The following is a 20,426-nucleotide window of genomic DNA, read 5'->3' on the forward strand; positions in this document are numbered from 1 at the left end:
ATAACGGGCATCGCGCGCGCAACGTCCTTGACGGTGCTCAGGAAAGTGGAAAAGCTGTCGGGCGGCATGCGTGTTTCTGGGGCGCGTGTGATCCGGGGGGCCGATCGAGAGCCACCCCGTGACCCGGGCCCCGGGCGCTGCCTCACTGACGATTCAGCTACTGGGGGTAGCAGCCTGATGACCAAGAAGACGCGGATCCGCATCGCGCGGATAGCCGCTGGTGCGGTGATCGCCGCCGGCGCGTCGCTCACCGCCGCCGGCGCCGCCTCGGCCCTGGACGTGGGCGTCGACCTGGGCGGCACGGGCGCGAGCGCCTCCGCCGACGACAACGGCGTCGGCGTCGACACGGACCTGCCGGGTGACGACGACGACCCGCCGGAGCCCACCAACCCGCCGGAGCCGACCGACGAGCCGACCGAGCCGACGGACCCGCCGGAGCCCACCGAGCCGCCGGAGCCGACCGAGCCGACGGACCCGCCGGAGCCCACCGACCCGCCCACGGAGCCGACGAACCCGCCCAAGCCCACCAGCGACCCGGGTGACCCGGGCCACGGCGGCACGGGCGGCGGCGGCAGCAACGGCGCCGACCCCGCCGGCGGCGGCGACCGGCCCGTCGAGCAGGGCCAGGGCAAGGACAGCCTGACCGACACCGGCACCTCCCCGCAGCAGGTCGACCAGGTGGCCGACAAGGGGCAGGGCAAGAACGACGGCGAGCTGGCCGAGACCGGCGCCACCGAGGTGACCTTCCTGGTCATCGGTGCCGCGACGATGATCGCGGGCGGCATCGGCTTCCGCCTGCTGCCGCGCCTGGTCGGCAACCGGGGCGCAGCGGCGTAACCCTCCCGGGTCGACAAACTGAAAAAGGGCCCGGAGCCACTCGGCTCCGGGCCCTTTCGCGTACGCGACCGACGATCACCAGCGGCCACGGACGGCCCCAGCCGACCGGTGGGACACCGGACGACCGGCCAGTCCGTGACGACGGGTAACAGCCGGTCACGACCATCTGCGGGCGGGCGATCCGTCCCCGCGCCCAGCGGTCACGCGGCTCCCCGGTCACACAGCTGCGCGGCTACGCGGTCTGGTGCGCCAGCAGCGCCACCGCCGCGATCAGCACGACGAGCAGCCCTATCAGGGTCGCGGGGCTGAGGCCGCCGAAGGGGCCTTCCTGCTGCATACGGTCCCGGTTGGCCCGGCACACGGGGCAGCGGCCCTCGCTCACAGGCGCCGCGCAGTTCGCGCACACCAACCTGTCAAAGGTCATGCGCTTCTCCTCCCGCACAGTCTCAGCCTGCCCAACGCTCTGGGAACCTCAACCGTTCCCCCTACCACTGTGCCAGCTTCCGCGGATTTCGGCGCGGCCCGCCCTGCTCCACCGGTTTCCGGCCGTTCCGTTCCCGCCTCCGACGCGACAAATCGCGCAACTCAGGACGCCGACTGCGCTCGCGTACCGCATTCGCGTAGGGTCACGCTCACCTACCCCCGGCTAACCGTGGTGCACCCGTGATCCGATTCGACAACGTCTCCAAGGCCTACCCGAAGCAGAACCGCCCGGCGCTCCGCGATGTGTCGCTGGAGATCGAGAAGGGCGAGTTCGTCTTCCTGGTGGGGTCATCCGGCTCCGGAAAGTCCACCTTCCTGCGGCTGATCCTCCGCGAGGAGCGCACCAGCCACGGCCAGGTGCACGTCCTGGGCAAGGACCTGGCCCGGCTCTCCCACTGGAAGGTGCCGCACATGCGCCGCCAGCTGGGGACCGTCTTCCAGGACTTCCGGCTCCTGCCGAACAAGACCGTCGCCGAGAACGTGGCCTTCGCCCAGGAGGTCATCGGCAAGTCGCGCGGCGAGATCCGCAAGTCCGTGCCCCAGGTGCTCGACCTCGTCGGGCTCGGCGGCAAGGAGGACCGGATGCCCGGCGAGCTCTCCGGTGGTGAGCAGCAGCGCGTGGCGATCGCCCGCGCCTTCGTCAACCGGCCGAAGCTCCTGATCGCCGACGAACCGACGGGCAACCTCGACCCGCAGACCTCCGTCGGCATCATGAAGCTGCTCGACCGCATCAACCGGACCGGCACCACCGTCGTGATGGCCACCCACGACCAGCAGATCGTGGACCAGATGCGCAAGCGCGTCATCGAGCTGGAGAAGGGCCGTCTCGTCCGCGACCAGTCCCGCGGCGTCTACGGCTACCAGCACTGATACGTCTGCCCCCGTCGGCTGCCGGCCCTCCTTCCCGGCCCTGACGCTCCCGCCTGCCGGAACCATCTGTTCCACCTGATCCACCGAAAGGCCGCCATGCGCGCCCAGTTCGTCCTGTCGGAGATCGGCGTCGGTCTCCGCCGCAATCTCACGATGACGTTCGCCGTCGTCGTGTCCGTCGCCCTCTCGCTCGCCCTGTTCGGCGGCTCGCTGCTCATGCGCGACCAGGTGAGCACGATGAAGGGCTACTGGTACGACAAGGTCAACGTCTCGATCTTCCTGTGCAACAAGGCGGACGCCGAGCAGGACCCCAAGTGCGCCAAGGGCGCCGTCACGAACGAGCAGAAGGACCGGATCCTCACCGACCTCAAGAAGATGTCGGTCGTGGACACCGTCCAGCACGAGTCGGCGGACGAGGCGTACAAGCACTACAAGGAGCAGTTCGGCGACTCCCCGCTGTCCAGCTCACTGACCCCGGACCAGATGCAGGAGTCGTACCGCATCAAGCTGAAGGACCCGGAGAAGTACCAGGTGGTGGCGACCGCCTTCTCCGGGCGTGACGGCGTGCAGTCGGTGGAGGACCAGAAGGGCGTCCTGGACAACCTCTTCGAGCTGCTCAACGGCATGAACAAGGCGGCGCTCGCGGTGATGGCCCTGATGCTGGTCGTCGCCCTGATGCTGATCGTCAACACGGTGCGGGTCTCGGCGTTCAGCCGTCGCCGTGAAACAGGGATCATGCGTCTGGTGGGCGCGTCCAGCCTCTACATCCAGATGCCGTTCATCCTGGAGGCCGCCGTCTCCGGGCTCATCGGCGGCGGGCTCGCCTGCGGGTTCCTGCTGCTCGGCCGGTACTTCATCATCGACCACGGCCTGGAGCTCTCCGAGAAGCTGACGCTGATCAACTTCATCGGCTGGGACTCCGTCTTCGCGGTCCTTCCGCTGGTCCTCGTCATCGGACTGCTCATGCCCGCCCTTGCCGCCTTCCTCGCGCTGCGCAAGTACCTGAAGGTGTGAGGCGGCGGGCGGCGCGGGGTGCCGCTGATGTGAGGAGTGCCTCGGGCGCCGTGCGGTCAACCGACCGTGCGGCGCCCCTCGTTGTCCTAGACTCACCGACATGTCAGGCCCCGAATGGCTCTCCTCGCCCCGCCGCGTCCGCCGCGGGGCGGCCCTGACATTGGTGTTCGCGAGCGTCCTCGCCACCGGCGCGGCCACCGGCTCCTGGAGCGAGGACCCCCCGGAAGGCCGGAACTCTGCGGCACCTCCCACCCGTTCCGTCGCCTCCGCGCGCGACCGCGACCGTGCCCGGGACCGCGAGAGGGACCCCGCCGAGGCCGCGGCGGACGCCGCCGCCGAGGCCGTGGCCGACGGCAAGTCCGGCACGGAGGCCGCCGAGGACGCGGTCAGCCGCAGCGGCGACCGCTGGGCGTCGGTCTACTCCCAGGGGGAGTACGAGGAGTTCGAGCAGGCCCTGGACGGCGCCTACACCGGCGTCGGCCTGTGGGCCCGGCGCGCCGCCGACGGCCGCATCGAGGTCTCGAAGGTGCGCGGCGACGGCCCCGCCGCCCGCGCGGGCATCCGCGAGGGCGACCGGCTCGTCACCGTGGACGGCCACAAGGTCAAGGGCCGCCCGGTCACCGAGGTCGTGTCCCTGCTGCGCGGCGCCCGCGAGGGCACCCCGGTCGAGCTCGGCCTGGAGCGCGGCACGCGCGCGTGGCGGACGACGCTGCACCGGGAGCGCCTGTCGACGGACTCGGTGAGCGTGAGCCGGCTGACCGGCGGCGGCGTGAAGATCAAGGTGGACGCGTTCACGAAGGGCTCCGGCGCGGCCGTGCGCGACGCGGTGCGCCGGGCCCCGCGGGGCGCCGGGGTCCTGCTCGACCTGCGGGGCAACGCGGGCGGCCTGGTCACCGAGGCCGTCACCGCCGCCTCGGCGCTCCTGGACGGCGGCCTGGTGGCGACGTACGACGTCCGCGGCCGACAGCGCGCGCTGCACGCGCGGCCCGGCGGCGACGCGGCGAGACCCGTGGTCGCGCTCGTCGACGGCGGCACGATGAGCGCGGCCGAGCTGCTCACCGGAGCCCTCCAGGACCGCGGGCGCGCGGTCGTCGTGGGCTCCAGGACGTTCGGCAAGGGCTCGGTGCAGATGCCGAGCCGCCTGCCCGACGGCTCCGTCGCCGAGCTGACCGTGGGGCACTACCGCACCCCTTCGGGGCGGGGCGTCGACCACCGGGGCATCACCCCGGACCTGGAGGTCGGCGGAGGTGCCCAGGAGCGGGCCGAGACGGTATTGACTGGCCTCGGACCCCCCTCCTAGTGCGAAAATGGCCGCACTATGGCGAAGGAAAAGGTAAAGCGCAAGGCGGCGAAGGCCGAGAGCAAGGCCGCCCGTCCCAAGATGATCGCGCAGAACAAGAAGGCGCGGCACGACTACCACATCCTGGACACGTACGAGTGCGGCGTGGTCCTGATGGGCACCGAGGTCAAGTCCCTCAGGCTCGGCCGGGCCTCCCTGGTGGACGGCTTCGTGCAGATCGACGGGCACGAGGCCTGGCTGCACAACATCCACATCCCGGAGTACGTCCAGGGCACGTGGACCAACCACTCCGCCAAGCGCAAGCGCAAGCTGCTGCTGCACCGCGCGGAGATCGACAAGCTGGAGGCGAAGTCCCAGGAGACGGGGCACACGCTCGTGCCGCTCGCGCTGTACTTCAAGGACAGCCGCGTCAAGGTCGAGATCGCGCTCGCCAAGGGCAAGAAGGAGTACGACAAGCGGCAGACGCTGCGCGAGAAGCAGGACCTGCGCGAGACGAACCGCGCGATCTCCGCCGTCCGGCGGCGCCAGGGCATCGCCTAGGTCCTCCGTGGCGGGGAATACGCTGGCACCCGACGGCGTTGGTCACGTACGATGGCTCATGCTCCGCTGGTGACGGGGCAGCCCCTCCTCGGAGGGTCCTCTTCGGAGGGCCTGAAAAGGGGGTTTGAAAAATCAACATGGGGATGATCGGTTTCGACAGCGGATGTCGAAGCAGGGGAAGCGTGTCGAGGAAGCGGCAATGATCTCGTTAACCATATGTCGCAACCAATAATCGCCAACACCAAGCGCGATTCCTTCGCCCTCGCTGCCTAAGTAGCGACTTTGCGAAGTGTCAGCCCGGGGCTGTTCCCGACCCGGATCCTGGCATCAGCTAGGGAACTAAACTTCTAGACCCGGTCACGGGGTCCAGGAGGAAATCAAACAGTGACTGAGCCCGTCGGAGACTTGTCCACGTGATCTCCGGGGCTGAGAAAATCGCAGTGGACTGCACACGGAGAAGCCCTGATTCTGCACCGTTGGACGCGGGTTCGATTCCCGCCATCTCCACAATTCCCATGTGAGACGAAGGCCCGGTGGTCACCCGACCGCCGGGCCTTCGTCGTGTGCTCTTTTGCTTCGGGCCGTCATCGGGGATCCTCCAGGTTCATGAGTAGACCCGTGAGTCGCGTCAACACCCGTATGCGCCACTGGATCTGGCCCGCCGTCCTCGGCGTCGCCGCCGCCTCGCTGTCCCTCAGCGCCCCGGCCGGGGCCGACGCCGAGCGCAGCGGGCTCCCCGAAGCCATCGACACCATCCTCGGCGACCCCCGCATGGAGGGCGGCGTCGCCAGTGTCGTGGTCGCCGACGCCAAGAGCGGCGACGTCCTCTACCAGCACCGGCCGACCGGGCGGCTCATGCCCGCCTCCAACACCAAGATGCTCACCTCGGCCGCCGCCCTGGAGCTCCTCGGCCCCGACCACCGGTTCACCACCGACGTCCTCGCCGACGGCGAGCGGCACGGACCCGTGCTCAAGGGGAACCTGTACCTGCGCGGCACCGGCGACCCGACGACCCTCGCCAAGGACTACGACGCGCTCGCGGCGAAGGTCGCCGCGAGCGGGGTCCGGCGGGTCTCGGGGCGGCTCGTCGCCGACGACACGCGGTTCGACGACCGGCGCGTCGGCGACACCTGGGGCGCCGACGACGAGTCGTCGTACTACGCGGCCCAGATCTCGGCGCTCAGCGTCGCCCCCGACACGGACTACGACACCGGGACCGTCATCGTCGAGGTGACGCCGGGTGCCGGCCCCGGGGACGAGCCGCGGGTGTCCCTCACCCCGAAGACCGACTACGTGGACATCGACCTGCGCGCCACCACGGGCGCCGCGGGCAGCGCGAACAGTCTCGCCGTCGAGCGGCGGCACGGCGAGAACACCATCTCCGTCACGGGCTCCGTCCCGGCCGGCGCCGCGGCCGTCAAGGAATGGGTGACGGTCTGGGAGCCCACCCGGTACGCGGCCGCCGTCTTCCGGGACGCGCTCGCCGCCCACGGGGTGAAGGTCAGCGGGCCGACCAGGGCGGGGCGCGCGACCCCCAAGGGCGCGCACGAGCTCGCCTCGCACGCCTCCATGCCGCTCAGGGACCTGCTCGTCCCGTTCATGAAGCTGTCCAACAACATGCACGCCGAGTCCCTGACGAAGGCCATGGGGTACGAGGCGACCGGGCGGCCCGGCAGCTGGGGCGACGGGATCGCGGCGATCGGCGGCTATCTGAAGACGGCGGGCGTCGATCCGGGCAAGCTGCGCCAGGTCGACGGCTCCGGCCTCTCGCGCAAGGACAACGTCCCCGCGGGCCAGCTCATCACGCTGCTGCGCTCGGCCAAGGGCGAGCCCTGGTTCGCCGACTGGTACCGGTCCCTGCCGGTGGCCTGCGAGCCGGACAAGTTCGTCGGCGGCACGCTGCGCACCCGCATGTGCGGGACGCCCGCCGCCCGCAACGTGCGCGCCAAGACCGGGACGCTGACCGGCGCGTCGGCCCTCTCCGGGTACGTGACCGACGCGGGCGGGCGCGAACTGGTCTTCAGCATCATCCTCAACAACCACCTGGCCTCCTCGGTGAAGCCCCTGGAGGACGCGATCGTCGTCACCCTCGCCAGGTCCACCGCGGACAAGGCGGTCCTGGTGGAGCCGCGCTCGCCGCGGGCCGGTTCCGGGGAGCGGGGCGGCGGCGACCTGGAGTGCTCGTGGGTCAAGCCCGCCCGGTGCTGACGGCGCCCTCGCCCTCGGTGGGGTCCCCGCCGAGCAGGGTGAGCAGCAGCGCGCAGGCCGCGGCGGCCACCGGCACGGCATAGCCGGTGGTGGCGCCCAGGTGCTCCACCGTCCAGCCGCTCGTCGCCGCGCCGCAGGCGATGCCCCCGAGGAGGCCGGTCACGGCGAGGGTCATGCCCTCGTTCGTCCGCCCCTCGGGGGTGAGCCGCTGGACCAGCGTCATGCCGGTGACCATCGTGGGCGCGGTGGCCATCCCGGCGCACAGCAGGGCCCCGGCGAGGACGACGAGCGAGCCGGTGGCGGTGGCCGCGAGCAGCGGCAGACCCATCAGGGCCGCCATCGCCGCCGCGCACAGCAGCCTGCGGCGGTGCAGCGGGCCGCGCGGCCGCACGGCGCCGAAGACGAGCCCCGCGGCGCACGAACCCGCCGCCTGGAGGGCCAGGACGACGCCCGCGGCCGCCTTGTGGCCCCGCTCGTCGGCGTAGGCGATGGTGACGACCTCCAGGGCGCCGAAGACCGCGCCGGTGGCCAGGAACACGACGAGCAGCGCGGGCATCCCCCGCGCGCGCAGGGGCGATCCCGTCCTCGCGGCGGCGTCCGGACGCCCGTGCGGCGGCGGTTCCGTCGCGCGCTGGGCGGCGAAGAGCAGCACGCCGGTCAGGAGCAGCACGGCGGCCACGAGGGTGCCCGCCTGCGGGAAGAACGTCCCGCACAGGAAGGCCGCGAGTACCGGGCCGAGCATGAAGCACAGCTCGTCCGCCGCCTGTTCGAAGGAGTTGGCGGTGTGCAGGGCGCGCGCGTCGCCCTCCAGGAGGTGGGCCCAGCGGGCGCGCGACATGCCCCCGGTGTTCGGGACGGTGGCCGTGGCGGCGTACGAGGCGAACAGGGTCCAGTCGGGGGCCCCGTAGCGCACGCACAGCAGCAGGCAGAGCGAGCCCAGCACGGCGAACGCGGTGGCGGGCACGGCCACGCGCGCCTGTCCGTGGCGGTCGACGAGCCGCGCCGTCCAGGGCGCCACGACGGCGGTGGCCGCGAGCCCGGTGGCGGTGACGGCACCCGCGAGCGCGTACGAACCGCGGGACCCGGCGATCATCGTCACCGCGCTCACGCTGAACATCCCCATGGGCAGCCGGGCGATGAGGTTGCCGACGGTGAAGGCGGTGGCTCCGGGGACGGCGAAGAGGCGGGCGTAGGGGTTGCGGCGAGTGCCCAGGTCCACGGAGGTGCCGGGGGAGGGGGACGCGAGTGCCTCGGAGGAGGGGGACGCGGGCGGGGCGGCGGCGGGGGCGGTGGGTATGTCGGGGGAGTCGGAAGGGGCTTGCGGCATGGCTCCAGGCTGATCGCTGCCCCCAGGAGTGGTCCAACACCTACTGGAGGGCGATTAACGCGCCTACGTTGTAAGTTCCCCGGATGGTCACCTCACCGCCCGGGGCACCCCGTGATGTGGAGCCGCGGCTGCTCCGCGCCTTCGTCGTCGTCGCCGAGGAACTGCACTTCACGCGGGCGGCCGCCCGCCTCTACGTCGCCCAGCAGGCGCTGAGCCGTGATGTGCGGCGCCTGGAGCGGGAGTTGGGCACGGACCTGTTCGCGCGGTCGACGCGGCAGGTCGTGCTGACGGCCGACGGCGAGCGGCTGCTGCCCCACGCCCGGCGGGTCCTGGCGGCACAGGACGAGCTGACGGCCGCCTTCACGCGCGGGAGCACCGCTGCCGCCCGCCCCCTGCTGGTCGACCTCAACAGCCCCGGCCTGGTCTTCGGACGGATCCTGGAGCGGGCCCGCGAACTGGCCCCGCACTGCGAGCTGATGGCCCGCTTCGAGAGCGGTCTCACGGGTGCGGCGGCCGAGATCGCCGCGGGCCGGATCGACGCGTCGTTCGGCCGGTACGCGGGGCTGTCCGCCGCCCTGCGCACTGGGCTCGCGCAGCAGCCCGTACGGTACGAGCCGATGGCGGTGCTGCTCCCCGCCGGGCATCCGCTGGCAGCCCTGGACGAGGTGCCGCTGGCCCGGCTCGCGGGCGAGCGCGTGTACGCGGGCGCGGGCAACGACCGCACCCTGGAGTGGACCGACCTGGCCGAACGCCTCTTCGCGGGCCGGGACATCGAGGTCGCGCCGCCCGCCCCGCTGGCCGTCGGGCCCGAGGAGTTCGCGCGGATCATGGCCAAGCACCGCAACCCCGTGCTCGCCGTGGTCGGCTTCCCCGAGCTGCCCGGATGCGTGCTGCGGCCGCTCGTGGACCCGGTGCCGCTGTCGCCGGTGTCCCTGGTGTGGCGGCGCGGTCTCGACCACCCCGGTCTCGAAGCGCTGCGGCGCGCGGCGGCCGAACTCGCCGCGGCGGAAGGGTGGCTGGTCAAGCCCACGAACGCATGGATTCCAGACATCGATGCACTCATCATGGTGAGTTAAGACTGGCGAAAAAACACAGCTGTCCCCGGCGTGCGCTACATTCATCGCCCGGGTGCGGTGTGATAGTAGGGGCGCTCGGGCCGGGTGGGGGCCCGGCCCGGACGACGAGGGCCCGGGGCGTCGTACGCGCACCCGCACCGGTCCATTGGGGGGTTGCGCGTGCGCGGTGAGAAGTGGCAGGAGAACACGCTGTCGAACGATCCGACGAGCGTGCTGACAGGCGATCTACCAGGCGATTCCCCGACGGACCCGCGCGGCCGCCCGGGGGTGGAACCGCTGGGCCCCACCCTCGCGTCGGCGGGGTACCTGCACGATCCGCACGAGGTCACGGTCCAGATCGACGGTGTGGGCAGGCACTTGGCGGGGGAGTCTCCTGGTGGTGCCGGGGACACCCGTGCCATGGGAAAGGTTTCAGACACCACAGAGATGGCCGACAGGCCGGTGTTCGTCGACGAGACAGGGCGCCGCGGCCGCAGATACCGCCGCATCGGCACCTTCGTCGGCCTGGCCTGCGCCGGGTACGCGGTCGTCATCGTCACGACCCTCGCCTCCGGCAACTCCAGCGCGCCCTGGCTGCCCGTGCCCGACCCCGCGGACGAGCAGCCCGCGAGCAAGGTGGACACGCCGAACGGCCCTGCGGAATCAACGAGTTCGCCCGATGCGGCCCCCTCGTCCGGCAGGACGCCCTCGCCCGGCCCCTCGCGGACGACGAGCGGCACCGCCCCGAACCGGGTCGTCGTCCCGTCCGGCGGCCCCGGCGCGGCCGCGCCCTCCAAGGCCCGCGACGACGACGGCGAGCCGAGCGGCCCCGCGGCCCCGGCACCGGCCCCCACCCGCCGCGGCGAGCGGCCCGCGCCCCGCCCGACGGACGGCGGCGGAGCCCCCGCCCCGGCCCCCACGAGCGACCCCGCACCCCCGGCCCCCGAGCCGTCGCAGGGCCCCGAGTCCCCGGTCGCCCCGCCCGCCCCGTCGCCCGAGGCCGAGGCCGGGAGCGAGAGCGGCGGCGACGGCTCGCAGGCGGGCGGCGAGGCCTCCTCCGGGGCAGAGCCCGTGGCCGACGCGGGCGCCTCCCCACCCCAGGAGCCCCAGCCATGAACTCCCGCTCCGGCGGCCGCGCCGCGGCCCACCGCGCCGCACGCTCCCCCGCCCGTGCGGGCCGCCGCCTCCCCATGCGCTATCTCCTGCCCAGCCTCCTGCTCGTGGCCCTGTGCGCGATGCTGCTGCTCCGCGGGTACGTGCACAGCGAGATCCTCGCCGACCACCGCGTGCGCCCGCCCGCCGCCACCGACCGCGTCCCCCGGGAGATCCTGCGGGGCGGCCCGGTCATCGACACGCGCGGAGACCGGCCGAAGACCCTGCGCGTGCCCGACCACCACGTCGTCCTGACCTTCGACGACGGCCCGGACCCGAAGTGGACCCCGAAGGTCCTCGACGTCCTGGCCGCACACGACGCGCACGGCGTCTTCTTCGTCACCGGCACGATGGCCTCGCGCCACCCCGGCCTGGTCGCGCGGATGGTCCGCGAGGGCCACGAGGTCGGCCTGCACACCTTCAACCACCCCGACCTGTCGTACCAGTCGAAGGGCCGCATCGACCGGGAGCTGTCCCAGAACCAGCTGGCGCTCGCGGGCGCCGCGGGCATCCGCACCTCGCTCTTCCGCCCGCCGTACTCCTCCTTCGCCGACGCCATGGACAACGCGTCGTGGCCGGTCGCGCGGCACATCGGGAGCCGCGGCTATCTGACCGTCGTCAACGACACCGACAGCGAGGACTGGAAGCGCCCCGGCGTCGACGAGATCATCCGCCGCGCCACCCCCGTGGACGGCAAGGGCGCCATCGTCCTCATGCACGACTCGGGCGGCGACCGCTCCCAGACGGTGGCGGCCCTCGGCCGCTTCCTGCCGACGCTCAAGGAGCAGGGCTACCGGTTCACCAACCTCACCGAGGCCCTGCACGCCCCCAGCGCCCACGCGCGCGTGGACGGCTTCGCGCTCTGGCAGGGCCGGATCTGGATCGCCCTGGTCACCGCGTCCGAGTACGTCACGGACATCCTGGTCGTGGGCCTCGCGGTGATCGGCTTCCTGGTCCTCGGCAGGTTCGCCCTGATGCTGGTGCTCTCCGCGATCCACACCCGTCGCGTCCGCAAACGCGGCTTCCGGTGGGGCGCGCCCGTGACGGAGCCGGTCTCGGTGCTCGTGCCCGCGTACAACGAGGCGAAGTGCATCGAGAACACCGTCCGCTCCCTCATGGCGAGCGACCACCCCATCGAGGTCGTCGTCGTCGACGACGGCTCCTCGGACGGCACCGCCCGCATCGTCGAGGGCCTCGGCCTGCCGAACGTGCGCGTCGTGCGCCAGCACAACGCGGGCAAGCCGGCGGCGCTCAACAGGGGCCTGGCCAACGCGCGCCACGACCTCGTCGTGATGATGGACGGCGACACCGTCTTCGAGGCGTCGACCGTACGGGAGCTGGTGCAGCCCTTCGGTGACCCGCGCGTGGGCGCCGTGGCGGGCAACGCGAAGGTCGGCAACAGGGACTCGCTCATCGGCGCCTGGCAGCACATCGAGTACGTGATGGGCTTCAACCTCGACCGCCGCATGTACGACGTGCTGCGCTGCATGCCCACCATCCCCGGGGCCGTCGGCGCCTTCCGCCGCTGCGCCCTGGAGCGGGTCGGCGGCATGAGCGACGACACGCTCGCCGAGGACACCGACATCACGATGGCCCTGCACCGCGACGGCTGGCGCGTGGTGTACGCGGAGAGGGCCCGCGCGTGGACCGAGGCCCCCGAGACCGTGCGCCAGCTGTGGTCCCAGCGCTACCGCTGGTCGTACGGCACGATGCAGGCGATCTGGAAGCACCGGCGCGCGCTCGTCGACACCGGCCCCTCGGGCCGCTTCGGCCGCGTCGGCCTGCCCCTGGTCTCCCTGTTCATGGTCGTGGCCCCGCTCCTGGCCCCGCTGATCGACGTCTTCCTCCTCTACGGCCTGGTCTTCGGCCCCACCCAGAAGACGGTCGCGGCCTGGCTCGGCGTCCTCGCCGTCCAGGCGGTGTGCGCGGCGTACGCCTTCCGCCTCGACCGCGAGCCCATGACCCATCTCCTCTCGCTGCCGCTCCAGCAGCTCCTCTACCGGCAGCTGATGTACGTCGTCCTGCTCCAGTCCTGGATCACCGCCCTCACCGGCGGGCGGCTGCGCTGGCAGAAGCTCCGCCGCACGGGCGTGGTGGAGGCGCCGGGCGCGGCGCCGCGGCGGTGGGGCGGCGGCGCGGAAGGGGGGTCGGTGGCATGACCCACCCCACGCGCGTGGGGGAGCCTCCCGTGCGGCAGGCCCCCTCGGCCCGGGCCCCCCGGGACCGCTACCTCGACCTGCTGCGCTCCCTCGCCCTGGTCCGCGTCGTCGTCTACCACCTCTTCGGCTGGGCCTGGCTGACGATCCTGTTCCCCTCGATGGGCGTGATGTTCGCACTCGCGGGCTCCCTGACGGCACGCTCCCTGGAGCGACCGGCGCGGCAGGTCGTCACGTCCCGCCTGCGCCGCCTCCTGCCGCCCCTGTGGGTGTTCGGCGCGGCCGTCCTGTGCCTGCTCTTCGCGGCGGGCTGGAAGCCGGGCGACGACCCGGACCACGGCGGCACCTGGGGCCTGCTGAGCCTCGCCGACTACGTGCTGCCGCTCGGCGCGCCGCCCTTCCCCTGGCAACTGGGCGACAAGGCGGGCCTCCTGGAGGACACCTGGGCCGTGCAGGCGGTCGGACCGCTCTGGTACCTCCGCGCGTACCTGTGGTTCGTGCTCGCCTCCCCCCTGCTGCTGCGGGCCTTCCGCCGCGCCCCCTGGCCGACGCTCCTCGCCCCCCTGGCCCTCACCGCCCTGCTCTCCACCGGCCTCGTCCGCATCCCCGGCGAAACGGGCAACGCCGTCTGCGACTTCGCGGTCTACGGAGGCTGCTGGATCCTCGGCTTCGCCCACCAGGAGGGCGTCCTCGCGCGGGTCCCGCGCTATCTGGCCGTCTCCCTCGCCGCCCTCACCATGGCCTTCGGCCTGTGGTGGGCCTCCGGCCACCTCGGCCCCGACGGCTGGGACCTCAACGACATCCCCCTCGCCCAGGCCACCTGGTCCCTCGGCTTCGTCGTCGTCCTCCTCGTCCACTCCCCGTCCTGGCACCAGCTCCCCGGCCGCCTCGCCAGAGCGGACAGACTCATCACCCTCTCCAACAACCGTGCCGTCACGATCTACCTCTGGCACAACCTCTTGATCATGGCGACGGTCCCACTGATCGACATGGCGTACGACCTTCCGTTCATGACCGAGCGGACGATGGCGGCGCTCGACTCGACGTACATGATGTGGATGTTCATGCTGGTGTGGCCGCTGATCGGAGTGATGGTGCTGGCCGTGGGCTGGGTGGAGGACCTGGCCGCGCGGCGCGGCCCGCGGGTGTGGCCGGACGGTGCCGCGAAGCGGCGCCGCGGGGGGCGTCCCGCCGAGGGGGCGTGACCGGGGCTCCCGCGTTCTGCGACCGTTCCGCAACAACCCCCGCCGCGCGGCGGGGGTATGCCCCCATCTGCCCCCGTCCTCGGCAAACCTCACCGTCGCGCGCCCCTTTGCCCGTGGATAGCGTGGGTTCACTCAAGTGAACCCACGTCCCAGGGGAGCTGACTGTGAACCGCCGACCCACACTGCTCGCTGCCGCGTCTCTGACCGCTGCCGCAGTCCTGTCACTCTCCGCCTGCGGCGGCGGAGACGGCGGCTCCAAGAACGACGACAAGATCGAGGGCGCCGGCCACGGCAGCGGCCCGACCGCGACCCCGTCGCCGAAGGCGCCGGCCGACGCGATAGAGCGACCGCGGATCGCGTTGCCCAAGGGGGATGCGCTCGTCTTCACCCCCGACACGGTGGGTGATTCCGAGAAGGACGCCGTCCTGAGGGACAACGCGAACTATTTGCGTGCCATCGATGAAGCGATCGGCGCGCGCGACCCCAAGTCGAAGTCGGTCGCCTTCTACAGCAAGGACTCCGCCTATCTGGGGTCGGTCGACTGGATCAGCGGCTTCATCAAGGACGGGACGACCGTGACCGGCACCGTGCGTTATTTCGACCGCAAAGTCATGTTCAGCAAGGACGGTTCGGCCGGACTCACTTACTGCGCGGACGAATCGAAGGGTTACACGAAGGACGTCAAGACGGGCAAGACCAACGTCACCGAGGTGTCCAAGGATTCGTACGTCTTCTACAACGACCGCCTGCGAAAGAACAGCAAGGGCGTCTGGCAGACGACGCGGAGCATCTCGAAGCGGGGGGATGAGGTGTGCCAGCCGTGAAGCACGCAGCCGGTTCGACGGCGTTGACTCTTGTCGCCGCGCTCCTGATCACAGCTCAAGCGGCTCCCGCGGCCTGGGCCGACCGCACGAACAGGGGCGGTACGAGCAAGGACGCCGAAGGCGGTGCCAACGGCCGCACCATCAACGTCAAGACCAAGGTCCAGACGACGGTGAACGGCAATGCCAGCTCCGGCAAGACCGGTGTTCTCTCATCGGTGGACGGAGACTGGACACCGCCTGCCTGCTGGTACGAACCTGCTTTCTCGCCCAAGGAGATCGAGGCCACCGTCAAGAAGTGGCGCAAGGTGAAGCTCCTGGGGCTCGGTGACATGGTCGGTGACCTGTTCGACGCGTACTACAAGGACGGGAAGCCGTACAAGGACTACAACCTGGACGAGCAGGGCAAGGGCATGTTCTGGGCCGCTGCCGTGAACCCCAACAGGAAGGACGAGCCGGAGGCGAGCGCCTGCGACAAGTTGCCCTTCTGGGTGCCCAACGACGCTACGCCGAAGGAACCGCTGGCCCTCACCCCCAGGGTTCTCGCCGAGTACGCCTACGACGAACTCCCGCTGCCGGACACCGAGATCACCATGGCGCCCAAGGGTGAGACCAAAGTGAATCTGCCGACCTGGATCTGGTTGGACAGGGCGAAGTTCAAGGAGGTCTCGGTCACGGCGAGTCTGCCGGGGACGGGGCTTTCGGCTACGACGACGGCGAAGCCGGTTTCGTTGCGGATCGAGCCCGGGACGACGGACGCCGAGACCTACCCCGTCTCGGGGGAGTGCCCCGTGGTGAAGGGGCGGATCGGTGAGCCCTGGGCCAGGGGCAGGAGCGAGGAGACACCGCCGTGCGGCGTGAAGTACCTGCGGTCCTCGGGGGACGGTACGTACGGCCTGAAGGCCACGGTCACCTGGAAGATCAGCTGGACGAGCACGACGGAGAAGGGCGACGAGCTGCCGGACGGCGAGTTCGGTGCGGATCAGGACGTCGTGGTCAAGGAGATCCAGTCCGTGAACCGCTGACGGTCAGGAGCCGGGAGGGGCGGCGGCCGCGCAGGTGACCCCGGCTCGGGCGAGGGTCGGCGGCCGCGCGGGCGAGCCCGGCTTCGGCCCGTGCGGGGCGCCCGGCGGGCGGGGGCTCCGCTGACCCTCACCACCCCCCACCCCCCGTAGTGAGCCCAACGTTCCCCCGTGGTCATCCGGCGGCACAGGGCTGAAACGCCCCGTCCCTACCTTCGGGGGCACCGTCGTCGGTCGGGGAGGGTGGGCATGAGGAGTAGGTGGATCGCGCGGTGGGATCCGGAGGACGCGGGGTTCTGGGCGCGGGAGGGGGAGCGGGTCGCGCGGCGGAACCTGGCGTTCTCGGTGCTGTCGGAGCACGTGGGGTTCTCGGTGTGGACCCTGTGGTCGGTGCTCGTGCTGTTCATGGGGCCGGAGTACGGCATCGACCCGGCGGGGAAGTTCTTCCTCGTGTCGCTGGCGACGCTGGTGGGCGCCGTCGTGCGGGTGCCGTACACCTTCGCCGTGGCCCGGTTCGGGGGACGGAACTGGACGGTCGTCGCGGCGGGCCTGCTGCTGGTGCCCACCGTGGCCGCGTTCGTCGTCATGGAGCCCGGCACGTCGTACGGCACGTTCATGGCGTGTGCGCTGCTCACCGGCATCGGCGGGGGGAACTTCGCCTCGTCCATGACGAACATCAACTCCTTCTTCCCGCTGCGCAAGAAGGGCTGGGCCCTCGGGCTCAACGCGGGCGGCGGCAACATCGGCGTGCCCGTGGTGCAGCTGGCCGCGCTCGCCGTCATCGGGGCCGGCGGCGGGCCGCGGCTGCTCCTCGGCGTCTACATCCCGCTGGTCGTGGTCTCCGCCGTCTGCGCCGCGCTGTTCATGGACAACATCGCCTCCGTGCGCAACGACACGGGGGCCGTGCGGGAGGCCGCGCGCGACCCGCACACCTGGATCATGGCGCTCCTGTACGTGGGGACCTTCGGGTCGTTCATCGGCTACGGCTTCGCCTTCGGCCTCGTGCTCCAGACCCAGTTCGGGCGCACCCCGCTGGAGGCCGCGCAGCTCACCTTCGTCGGGCCGCTGCTCGGCTCGCTCGTCCGGCCCGTGGGCGGGCGGCTCGCCGACCGCTACGGCGGGGCGCGGATCACGCTGGGGACCTTCGTCGCCATGGCGGCGGCCACCGGCGTCGTCGTCCTGGCCTCCGAGCGGGCGTCGCTCGGGCTCTTCACCGGCGCGTTCGTGGTGCTCTTCGTGCTCAGCGGCCTCGGCAACGGCTCCACGTACAAGATGATCCCGGGCGTCTTCCAGGCCAAGGCCCTGCGCGAGGGGCTCACCGGGGACGACGCCGACCGGTACGGGCGGCGGCTGTCGGGCGCCGCCATGGGGCTCATCGGGGCCGTCGGCGCGCTCGGCGGGCTCGGGGTCAACCTCGCCTTCCGGCAGTCGTTCCTGAGCGTCGGTTCGGGAACCGGGGCCTATGTCTCCTTCCTTGCCTTCTACGCCCTGTGCTTCGGGGTCACTTGGGCCGTGTACCTGCGCGGGTCCGCGGCCCGCACGCGGTCCGTGGCCGCCGCGGGCGCCGAGCGCAGGCCGTCGTACGCCGAAGTGTGACGTAACACGGCGGACATCGGGGTGATCCAGACCCGTCACCGGGCGTTGGCAGGCTCGACGGCCCGTGGACCCGCGCAGACGGCCACGGCGGGAAGTCGGGCTACGGCGAAGTCGGGTCACTGCGAAGACGGGCCACTACTACGAGCGGGACGCCAGACATGAACGTGACCCACGACCACGGTCCCCTCGCCGGGTTCACCGTCGGCGTCACCGCCGCCCGCCGCGCCGACGAGCTCGGCGCGCTGCTCCAGCGACGCGGTGCCACCGTGCTGCACGCGCCCGCGCTCCGCATCCTGCCGCTGTCCGACGACGGGCGGCTGCTCGCCGCCACCAAGGAACTGATCGACCACGCCCCGGACGTCGTCGTGGCCACCACCGCCATCGGCTTCCGCGGCTGGGTGGAGGCCGCCGACGGCTGGGGCCACGGCGAGGCGCTCCTCGCGCGGCTGCGCGGGGTCGAACTGCTCGCGCGCGGGCCGAAGGTGAAGGGCGCCGTGCGGGCGGCAGGGCTCGTCGAGCACTGGTCGCCGTCGTCGGAGTCGATGGCGGAGGTCCTTGACCGGCTGCTCGCCGAGGGCGTCGCGGGGCGGCGCGTCGCGCTCCAGCTGCACGGCGAGCCGCTGCCCGGGTTCGTGGAGGCGCTGCGGGCCGGGGGAGCGGACGTCGTCCTCGTACCGGTGTACCGGTGGCTGCCGCCCGCCGACCTCGCGCCCGTGGACCGGCTGCTCGACGCGGCCGTGGCGCACGGCGTCGACGCGCTCACGTTCACCAGCGCGCCCGCCGCCGCCTCGCTGCTCGCGCGGGCCGAGGAGCGGGGGATGGCGGGGGAGCTGCGCGCCGCCCTGGCGCACGACGTGCTCGCGGCCTGCGTGGGCCCGGTGACCGCGCTGCCGCTCCAGGGCCTGGGCGTGGACACCGTCCAGCCGGAACGGTTCAGGCTCGGCCCGCTCGTCCAGCTGCTGTGCCAGGAACTGCCCGCGCGGGCCAGGGCGGTGCCGGTCGCCGGGCACCGCGTGGAGATCCGCGGGCACGCGGTCCTCGTGGACGGCGAACTGCGGGCCGTGCCGCCCGCGGGGATGGCGCTGCTGCGCTCGCTCGCGCGGCGGCCCGGGTGGGTGGTCGCGCGCGCCGAACTGCTGCGGGCGCTGCCCGGCGCGGGCCGCGACGAGCACGCCGTCGAGACCGCGATGGCCCGGCTGCGCACGGCACTCGGCGTGCCCAAGCTCATCCAGACCGTCGTCAAGCGGGGCTACCGGCTCGCGCTCGACCCGGCCGCCGGGTCCAAGTACGGGGCCTGAGAGGCCCGGTCCCGCGCGCCCAGGAGCCTGCCGCGCAGCACGAGCGCCCGGCCGAGCAGGCCGAACGCGAGCGTGCACAGGGCCGCCCGCACGATGTTCCACGCCACCCACGGGCCCTCGAAGTCCGCGCGCACGGCGGCCGGGTCGGCGATCCGCGCCGGGTCGCCCGCCGCCGCGAGGTCGTCGTTCAGGGGCACGTTCACCACGGCGGTGAGCACGAAGGCGAGCGCGTACGCGGCCAGGGCGCCGCACACCCACCACCGCAGCGGCGTGCGCCGCAGCCGCCACGCGGCGAGCCCGGTGCTCAGCAGCGCCCCGAAGAAGCCGAAGAAGAACACCGGGTTCTGGATGACATCGTTGATGTGCTGCATGACCTCGATGTACGCGCGGTCCGAGCTGCGCGCGAGGCCGGGCATCACCGCGCAGGCGAAGACGTAGAAGGATCCGGCCATCAGGCCCGTGGTGAGCGCTGCCGCGCCCAGGGCGACGCCGCTGGTGGGCCGGTCGGTACGGGGTGTGCCGCTGTTCGTCATGCCGTCGAGTCAAGCCGCGCGCCGCCGCCGGGGCCATGGCCGACAAGCGCACCGGCATAAGCGCGCGTCCAGCCCCGCCGGTGCGCCCGTCTTGCCACGAGGGTGTCCGCGCGCGGTGGCAGGGGTTCCAGAGCCGCCCCGGGACGGGCACTGTAGGAGTACGGACGGGCGTACGGACAGCACGCGCGCGCACGTCGGCACGCACCGGAACGGCCCCCGAACTCACCGGCGACCCCGAGGCGGTGACACCCGCATGGCGTTGAGTGCGGCCCCCCAGGAGGCCCCGCACAAGCCCCCGGACAAGGCTTCGTACCAGCCTCCGGACAAGGCGACCTACCAGGCTCCGTACAAACCCCCGCACAAACCCCCGCACAAGGTCGCGTACGGCGAGCTGCGGTTCGACTCCGGACGGATCTGCCTCGACCTCCTCGCGACGAACCACCCCGTGGAGCGGCTCGGCGACGTGGACCGGCTGCGCGCCTGGCTGGCCGGGGCGGGGCTGCTCCCGCCGGGCACACCGCTGCCGGACGCCGACCAGGCCTGGCTCGCCGGGTTCCGCGAACTGCGCGGCCACATCGGCCGGTTGGTCGGCGGGGAGCTGGCTGGACGGCCCGCCGACACCGCCCTCGCCCGGGTGAACGCGCTGACCGCCGTGGCCCCGCCCGCGCCGTGCGCCGTGCGGCACGCCGACGGCAGCCTCGTCCGCGCGCTGCACGGCACCCCGGGGCGCGCCGCGCTGCTCGCGGCCGTCGCCCGGGACGCCGTCGAACTGCTCACCGACCCGGTGGCGCGCTCGCTGCTGCGCCGGTGCGAGGGCGACAGCTGTCCGCTGGTCTACCTCGACACGTCACGGGGGCACCGCCGCCGCTGGTGTTCCAGCGAGGTGTGCGGCAACCGGGAGCGGGTGGCCCGGCACCGGAGGCGGGCGGCGGCGCTCACGCGCGCGTGAGCGAGGAAAACCTCGCCGCTGCCTGAACACATCCCCCGCTCTGTCCGTACGTCCCTGATG

18 protein-coding genes and 1 other RNA gene are annotated in these 20,426 nt (G+C 72.4%); 16 read left to right on the plus strand and 3 right to left on the minus strand.

Features of this window, described 5'->3' with window-relative positions; genetic code table 11:
* The first annotated feature begins 177 nt into the window (after positions 1 to 177).
* Positions 178 to 837 carry a hypothetical protein gene (locus AC5WAM_RS24875; protein WP_495518852.1) on the plus strand — a complete coding sequence of 220 codons (660 nt, stop codon included), beginning with the start codon at positions 178 to 180 and terminating at the stop codon, positions 835 to 837.
* Between the two features lie 232 nt (positions 838 to 1,069).
* Here the strand turns inward: AC5WAM_RS24875 and AC5WAM_RS24880 are convergent, their stop codons facing one another.
* Complete coding sequence (locus AC5WAM_RS24880; protein ID WP_138960010.1) at positions 1,070 to 1,261, minus strand: hypothetical protein; 192 nt, start codon at positions 1,259 to 1,261, stop codon at positions 1,070 to 1,072.
* A 239-nt stretch (positions 1,262 to 1,500) separates the two neighbouring features.
* Here AC5WAM_RS24880 and ftsE point away from each other — a divergent pair, with 239 nt between their 5' ends.
* The 6 genes from ftsE to dacB all read left to right on the plus strand — a co-directional run bounded on the left by ftsE (position 1,501) and on the right by dacB (position 7,252).
* A complete protein-coding gene (gene ftsE, locus AC5WAM_RS24885; protein ID WP_138960009.1) occupies positions 1,501 to 2,190 on the plus strand; it encodes a cell division ATP-binding protein FtsE in 690 nt (229 codons plus the stop codon).
* 96 nt (positions 2,191 to 2,286) lie between these two features.
* A complete protein-coding gene (gene ftsX, locus AC5WAM_RS24890) occupies positions 2,287 to 3,204 on the plus strand; it encodes a permease-like cell division protein FtsX (RefSeq protein WP_138960008.1) in 918 nt (305 codons plus the stop codon).
* 100 nt (positions 3,205 to 3,304) lie between these two features.
* Positions 3,305 to 4,504, plus strand: a complete 1,200-nt coding sequence (locus tag AC5WAM_RS24895; protein ID WP_495518853.1) for a S41 family peptidase — start codon at positions 3,305 to 3,307, stop codon at positions 4,502 to 4,504.
* A gap of 18 nt (positions 4,505 to 4,522) precedes the next feature.
* Entirely contained in the window at positions 4,523 to 5,044 is a 522-nt protein-coding gene (smpB, locus tag AC5WAM_RS24900; protein ID WP_138960006.1) for an SsrA-binding protein SmpB, read from the plus strand.
* A gap of 139 nt (positions 5,045 to 5,183) precedes the next feature.
* Positions 5,184 to 5,554, plus strand: a transfer-messenger RNA (tmRNA) gene (gene ssrA / locus AC5WAM_RS24905).
* Between the two features lie 96 nt (positions 5,555 to 5,650).
* Positions 5,651 to 7,252 carry a D-alanyl-D-alanine carboxypeptidase/D-alanyl-D-alanine endopeptidase gene (dacB, locus tag AC5WAM_RS24910; RefSeq protein WP_366794436.1) on the plus strand — a complete coding sequence of 534 codons (1,602 nt, stop codon included), beginning with the start codon at positions 5,651 to 5,653 and terminating at the stop codon, positions 7,250 to 7,252.
* On the opposite strand, the gene AC5WAM_RS24915 is transcribed toward dacB, so the two are convergent.
* Positions 7,233 to 8,579, minus strand: coding sequence for an MFS transporter (locus AC5WAM_RS24915; RefSeq protein ID WP_495518854.1), 1,347 nt, complete (start codon positions 8,577 to 8,579; stop codon positions 7,233 to 7,235). The genes dacB and AC5WAM_RS24915 overlap by 20 nt on opposite strands.
* Before the next feature lie 83 nt (positions 8,580 to 8,662).
* On the opposite strand from AC5WAM_RS24915, the gene AC5WAM_RS24920 reads away from it, so the two are divergent.
* The 8 genes from AC5WAM_RS24920 to AC5WAM_RS24955 all read left to right on the plus strand — a co-directional run bounded on the left by AC5WAM_RS24920 (position 8,663) and on the right by AC5WAM_RS24955 (position 18,884).
* Positions 8,663 to 9,655 carry a LysR family transcriptional regulator gene (locus tag AC5WAM_RS24920; protein ID WP_495518855.1) on the plus strand — a complete coding sequence of 331 codons (993 nt, stop codon included), beginning with the start codon at positions 8,663 to 8,665 and terminating at the stop codon, positions 9,653 to 9,655.
* Positions 9,656 to 10,054: 399 nt separating this feature from the next.
* On the plus strand, positions 10,055 to 10,750 hold the full coding sequence (locus AC5WAM_RS24925; protein ID WP_495518856.1) for a hypothetical protein: 696 nt from the start codon (positions 10,055 to 10,057) through the stop codon (positions 10,748 to 10,750).
* A complete protein-coding gene (locus tag AC5WAM_RS24930) occupies positions 10,747 to 12,945 on the plus strand; it encodes a bifunctional polysaccharide deacetylase/glycosyltransferase family 2 protein (RefSeq protein WP_495518857.1) in 2,199 nt (732 codons plus the stop codon). Before AC5WAM_RS24925 ends, AC5WAM_RS24930 begins: the two co-directional genes overlap by 4 nt.
* Positions 12,942 to 14,147 (plus strand): acyltransferase family protein, encoded by a 1,206-nt coding sequence (locus AC5WAM_RS24935; protein ID WP_366794439.1) that lies wholly within the window; start codon positions 12,942 to 12,944, stop codon positions 14,145 to 14,147. The genes AC5WAM_RS24930 and AC5WAM_RS24935 overlap by 4 nt, the downstream gene beginning before the upstream one ends.
* Positions 14,148 to 14,311: 164 nt before the next feature.
* Complete coding sequence (locus tag AC5WAM_RS24940) at positions 14,312 to 14,971, plus strand: hypothetical protein (RefSeq protein WP_366794440.1); 660 nt, start codon at positions 14,312 to 14,314, stop codon at positions 14,969 to 14,971.
* On the plus strand, positions 14,968 to 15,993 hold the full coding sequence (locus AC5WAM_RS24945) for a hypothetical protein (protein ID WP_495518858.1): 1,026 nt from the start codon (positions 14,968 to 14,970) through the stop codon (positions 15,991 to 15,993). Before AC5WAM_RS24940 ends, AC5WAM_RS24945 begins: the two co-directional genes overlap by 4 nt.
* Positions 15,994 to 16,239: 246 nt before the next feature.
* Positions 16,240 to 17,586: a nitrate/nitrite transporter gene (locus tag AC5WAM_RS24950; protein ID WP_495518859.1), complete on the plus strand. Its 1,347-nt coding sequence runs from the start codon at positions 16,240 to 16,242 to the stop codon at positions 17,584 to 17,586.
* Positions 17,587 to 17,744: 158 nt separating this feature from the next.
* Positions 17,745 to 18,884, plus strand: coding sequence for a uroporphyrinogen-III synthase (locus AC5WAM_RS24955; RefSeq protein WP_495518860.1), 1,140 nt, complete (start codon positions 17,745 to 17,747; stop codon positions 18,882 to 18,884).
* Here the strand turns inward: AC5WAM_RS24955 and AC5WAM_RS24960 are convergent.
* Positions 18,836 to 19,417, minus strand: coding sequence for an anthrone oxygenase family protein (locus AC5WAM_RS24960; RefSeq protein ID WP_366794444.1), 582 nt, complete (start codon positions 19,415 to 19,417; stop codon positions 18,836 to 18,838). The two genes, AC5WAM_RS24955 and AC5WAM_RS24960, sit on opposite strands and share 49 nt — an antisense overlap.
* Positions 19,418 to 19,670: 253 nt before the next feature.
* Between AC5WAM_RS24960 and AC5WAM_RS24965 the strand changes: the two genes are divergently transcribed.
* A complete protein-coding gene (locus tag AC5WAM_RS24965) occupies positions 19,671 to 20,366 on the plus strand; it encodes a CGNR zinc finger domain-containing protein (RefSeq protein WP_366794445.1) in 696 nt (231 codons plus the stop codon).
* The last annotated feature ends 60 nt before the right edge of the window (positions 20,367 to 20,426 follow it).

It is taken from the genome of Streptomyces sp. JLYT201, assembly GCF_059448825.1.

Bases quoted from the DNA above. Each gene is read 5' to 3' on its own strand.
- smpB (WP_138960006.1), top strand. From the start codon at position 4,523: ATGGCGAAGGAAAAGGTAAAGCGCAAGGCGGCGAAGGCCGAGAGCAAG.
- AC5WAM_RS24960 (WP_366794444.1), bottom strand. From the start codon at position 19,417: ATGACGAACAGCGGCACACCCCGTACCGACCGGCCCACCAGCGGCGTC.
- AC5WAM_RS24955 (WP_495518860.1), top strand. From the start codon at position 17,745: ATGAACGTGACCCACGACCACGGTCCCCTCGCCGGGTTCACCGTCGGC.
- AC5WAM_RS24875 (WP_495518852.1), top strand. From the start codon at position 178: ATGACCAAGAAGACGCGGATCCGCATCGCGCGGATAGCCGCTGGTGCG.
- ftsX (WP_138960008.1), top strand. From the start codon at position 2,287: ATGCGCGCCCAGTTCGTCCTGTCGGAGATCGGCGTCGGTCTCCGCCGC.
- AC5WAM_RS24880 (WP_138960010.1), bottom strand. From the start codon at position 1,261: ATGACCTTTGACAGGTTGGTGTGCGCGAACTGCGCGGCGCCTGTGAGC.
- AC5WAM_RS24950 (WP_495518859.1), top strand. From the start codon at position 16,240: ATGAGGAGTAGGTGGATCGCGCGGTGGGATCCGGAGGACGCGGGGTTC.
- AC5WAM_RS24930 (WP_495518857.1), top strand. From the start codon at position 10,747: ATGAACTCCCGCTCCGGCGGCCGCGCCGCGGCCCACCGCGCCGCACGC.
- dacB (WP_366794436.1), top strand. From the start codon at position 5,651: ATGAGTAGACCCGTGAGTCGCGTCAACACCCGTATGCGCCACTGGATC.
- AC5WAM_RS24925 (WP_495518856.1), top strand. From the start codon at position 10,055: ATGGGAAAGGTTTCAGACACCACAGAGATGGCCGACAGGCCGGTGTTC.
- AC5WAM_RS24915 (WP_495518854.1), bottom strand. From the start codon at position 8,579: ATGCCGCAAGCCCCTTCCGACTCCCCCGACATACCCACCGCCCCCGCC.
- AC5WAM_RS24935 (WP_366794439.1), top strand. From the start codon at position 12,942: ATGACCCACCCCACGCGCGTGGGGGAGCCTCCCGTGCGGCAGGCCCCC.
- AC5WAM_RS24965 (WP_366794445.1), top strand. From the start codon at position 19,671: ATGGCGTTGAGTGCGGCCCCCCAGGAGGCCCCGCACAAGCCCCCGGAC.
- AC5WAM_RS24895 (WP_495518853.1), top strand. From the start codon at position 3,305: ATGTCAGGCCCCGAATGGCTCTCCTCGCCCCGCCGCGTCCGCCGCGGG.
- AC5WAM_RS24920 (WP_495518855.1), top strand. From the start codon at position 8,663: ATGGTCACCTCACCGCCCGGGGCACCCCGTGATGTGGAGCCGCGGCTG.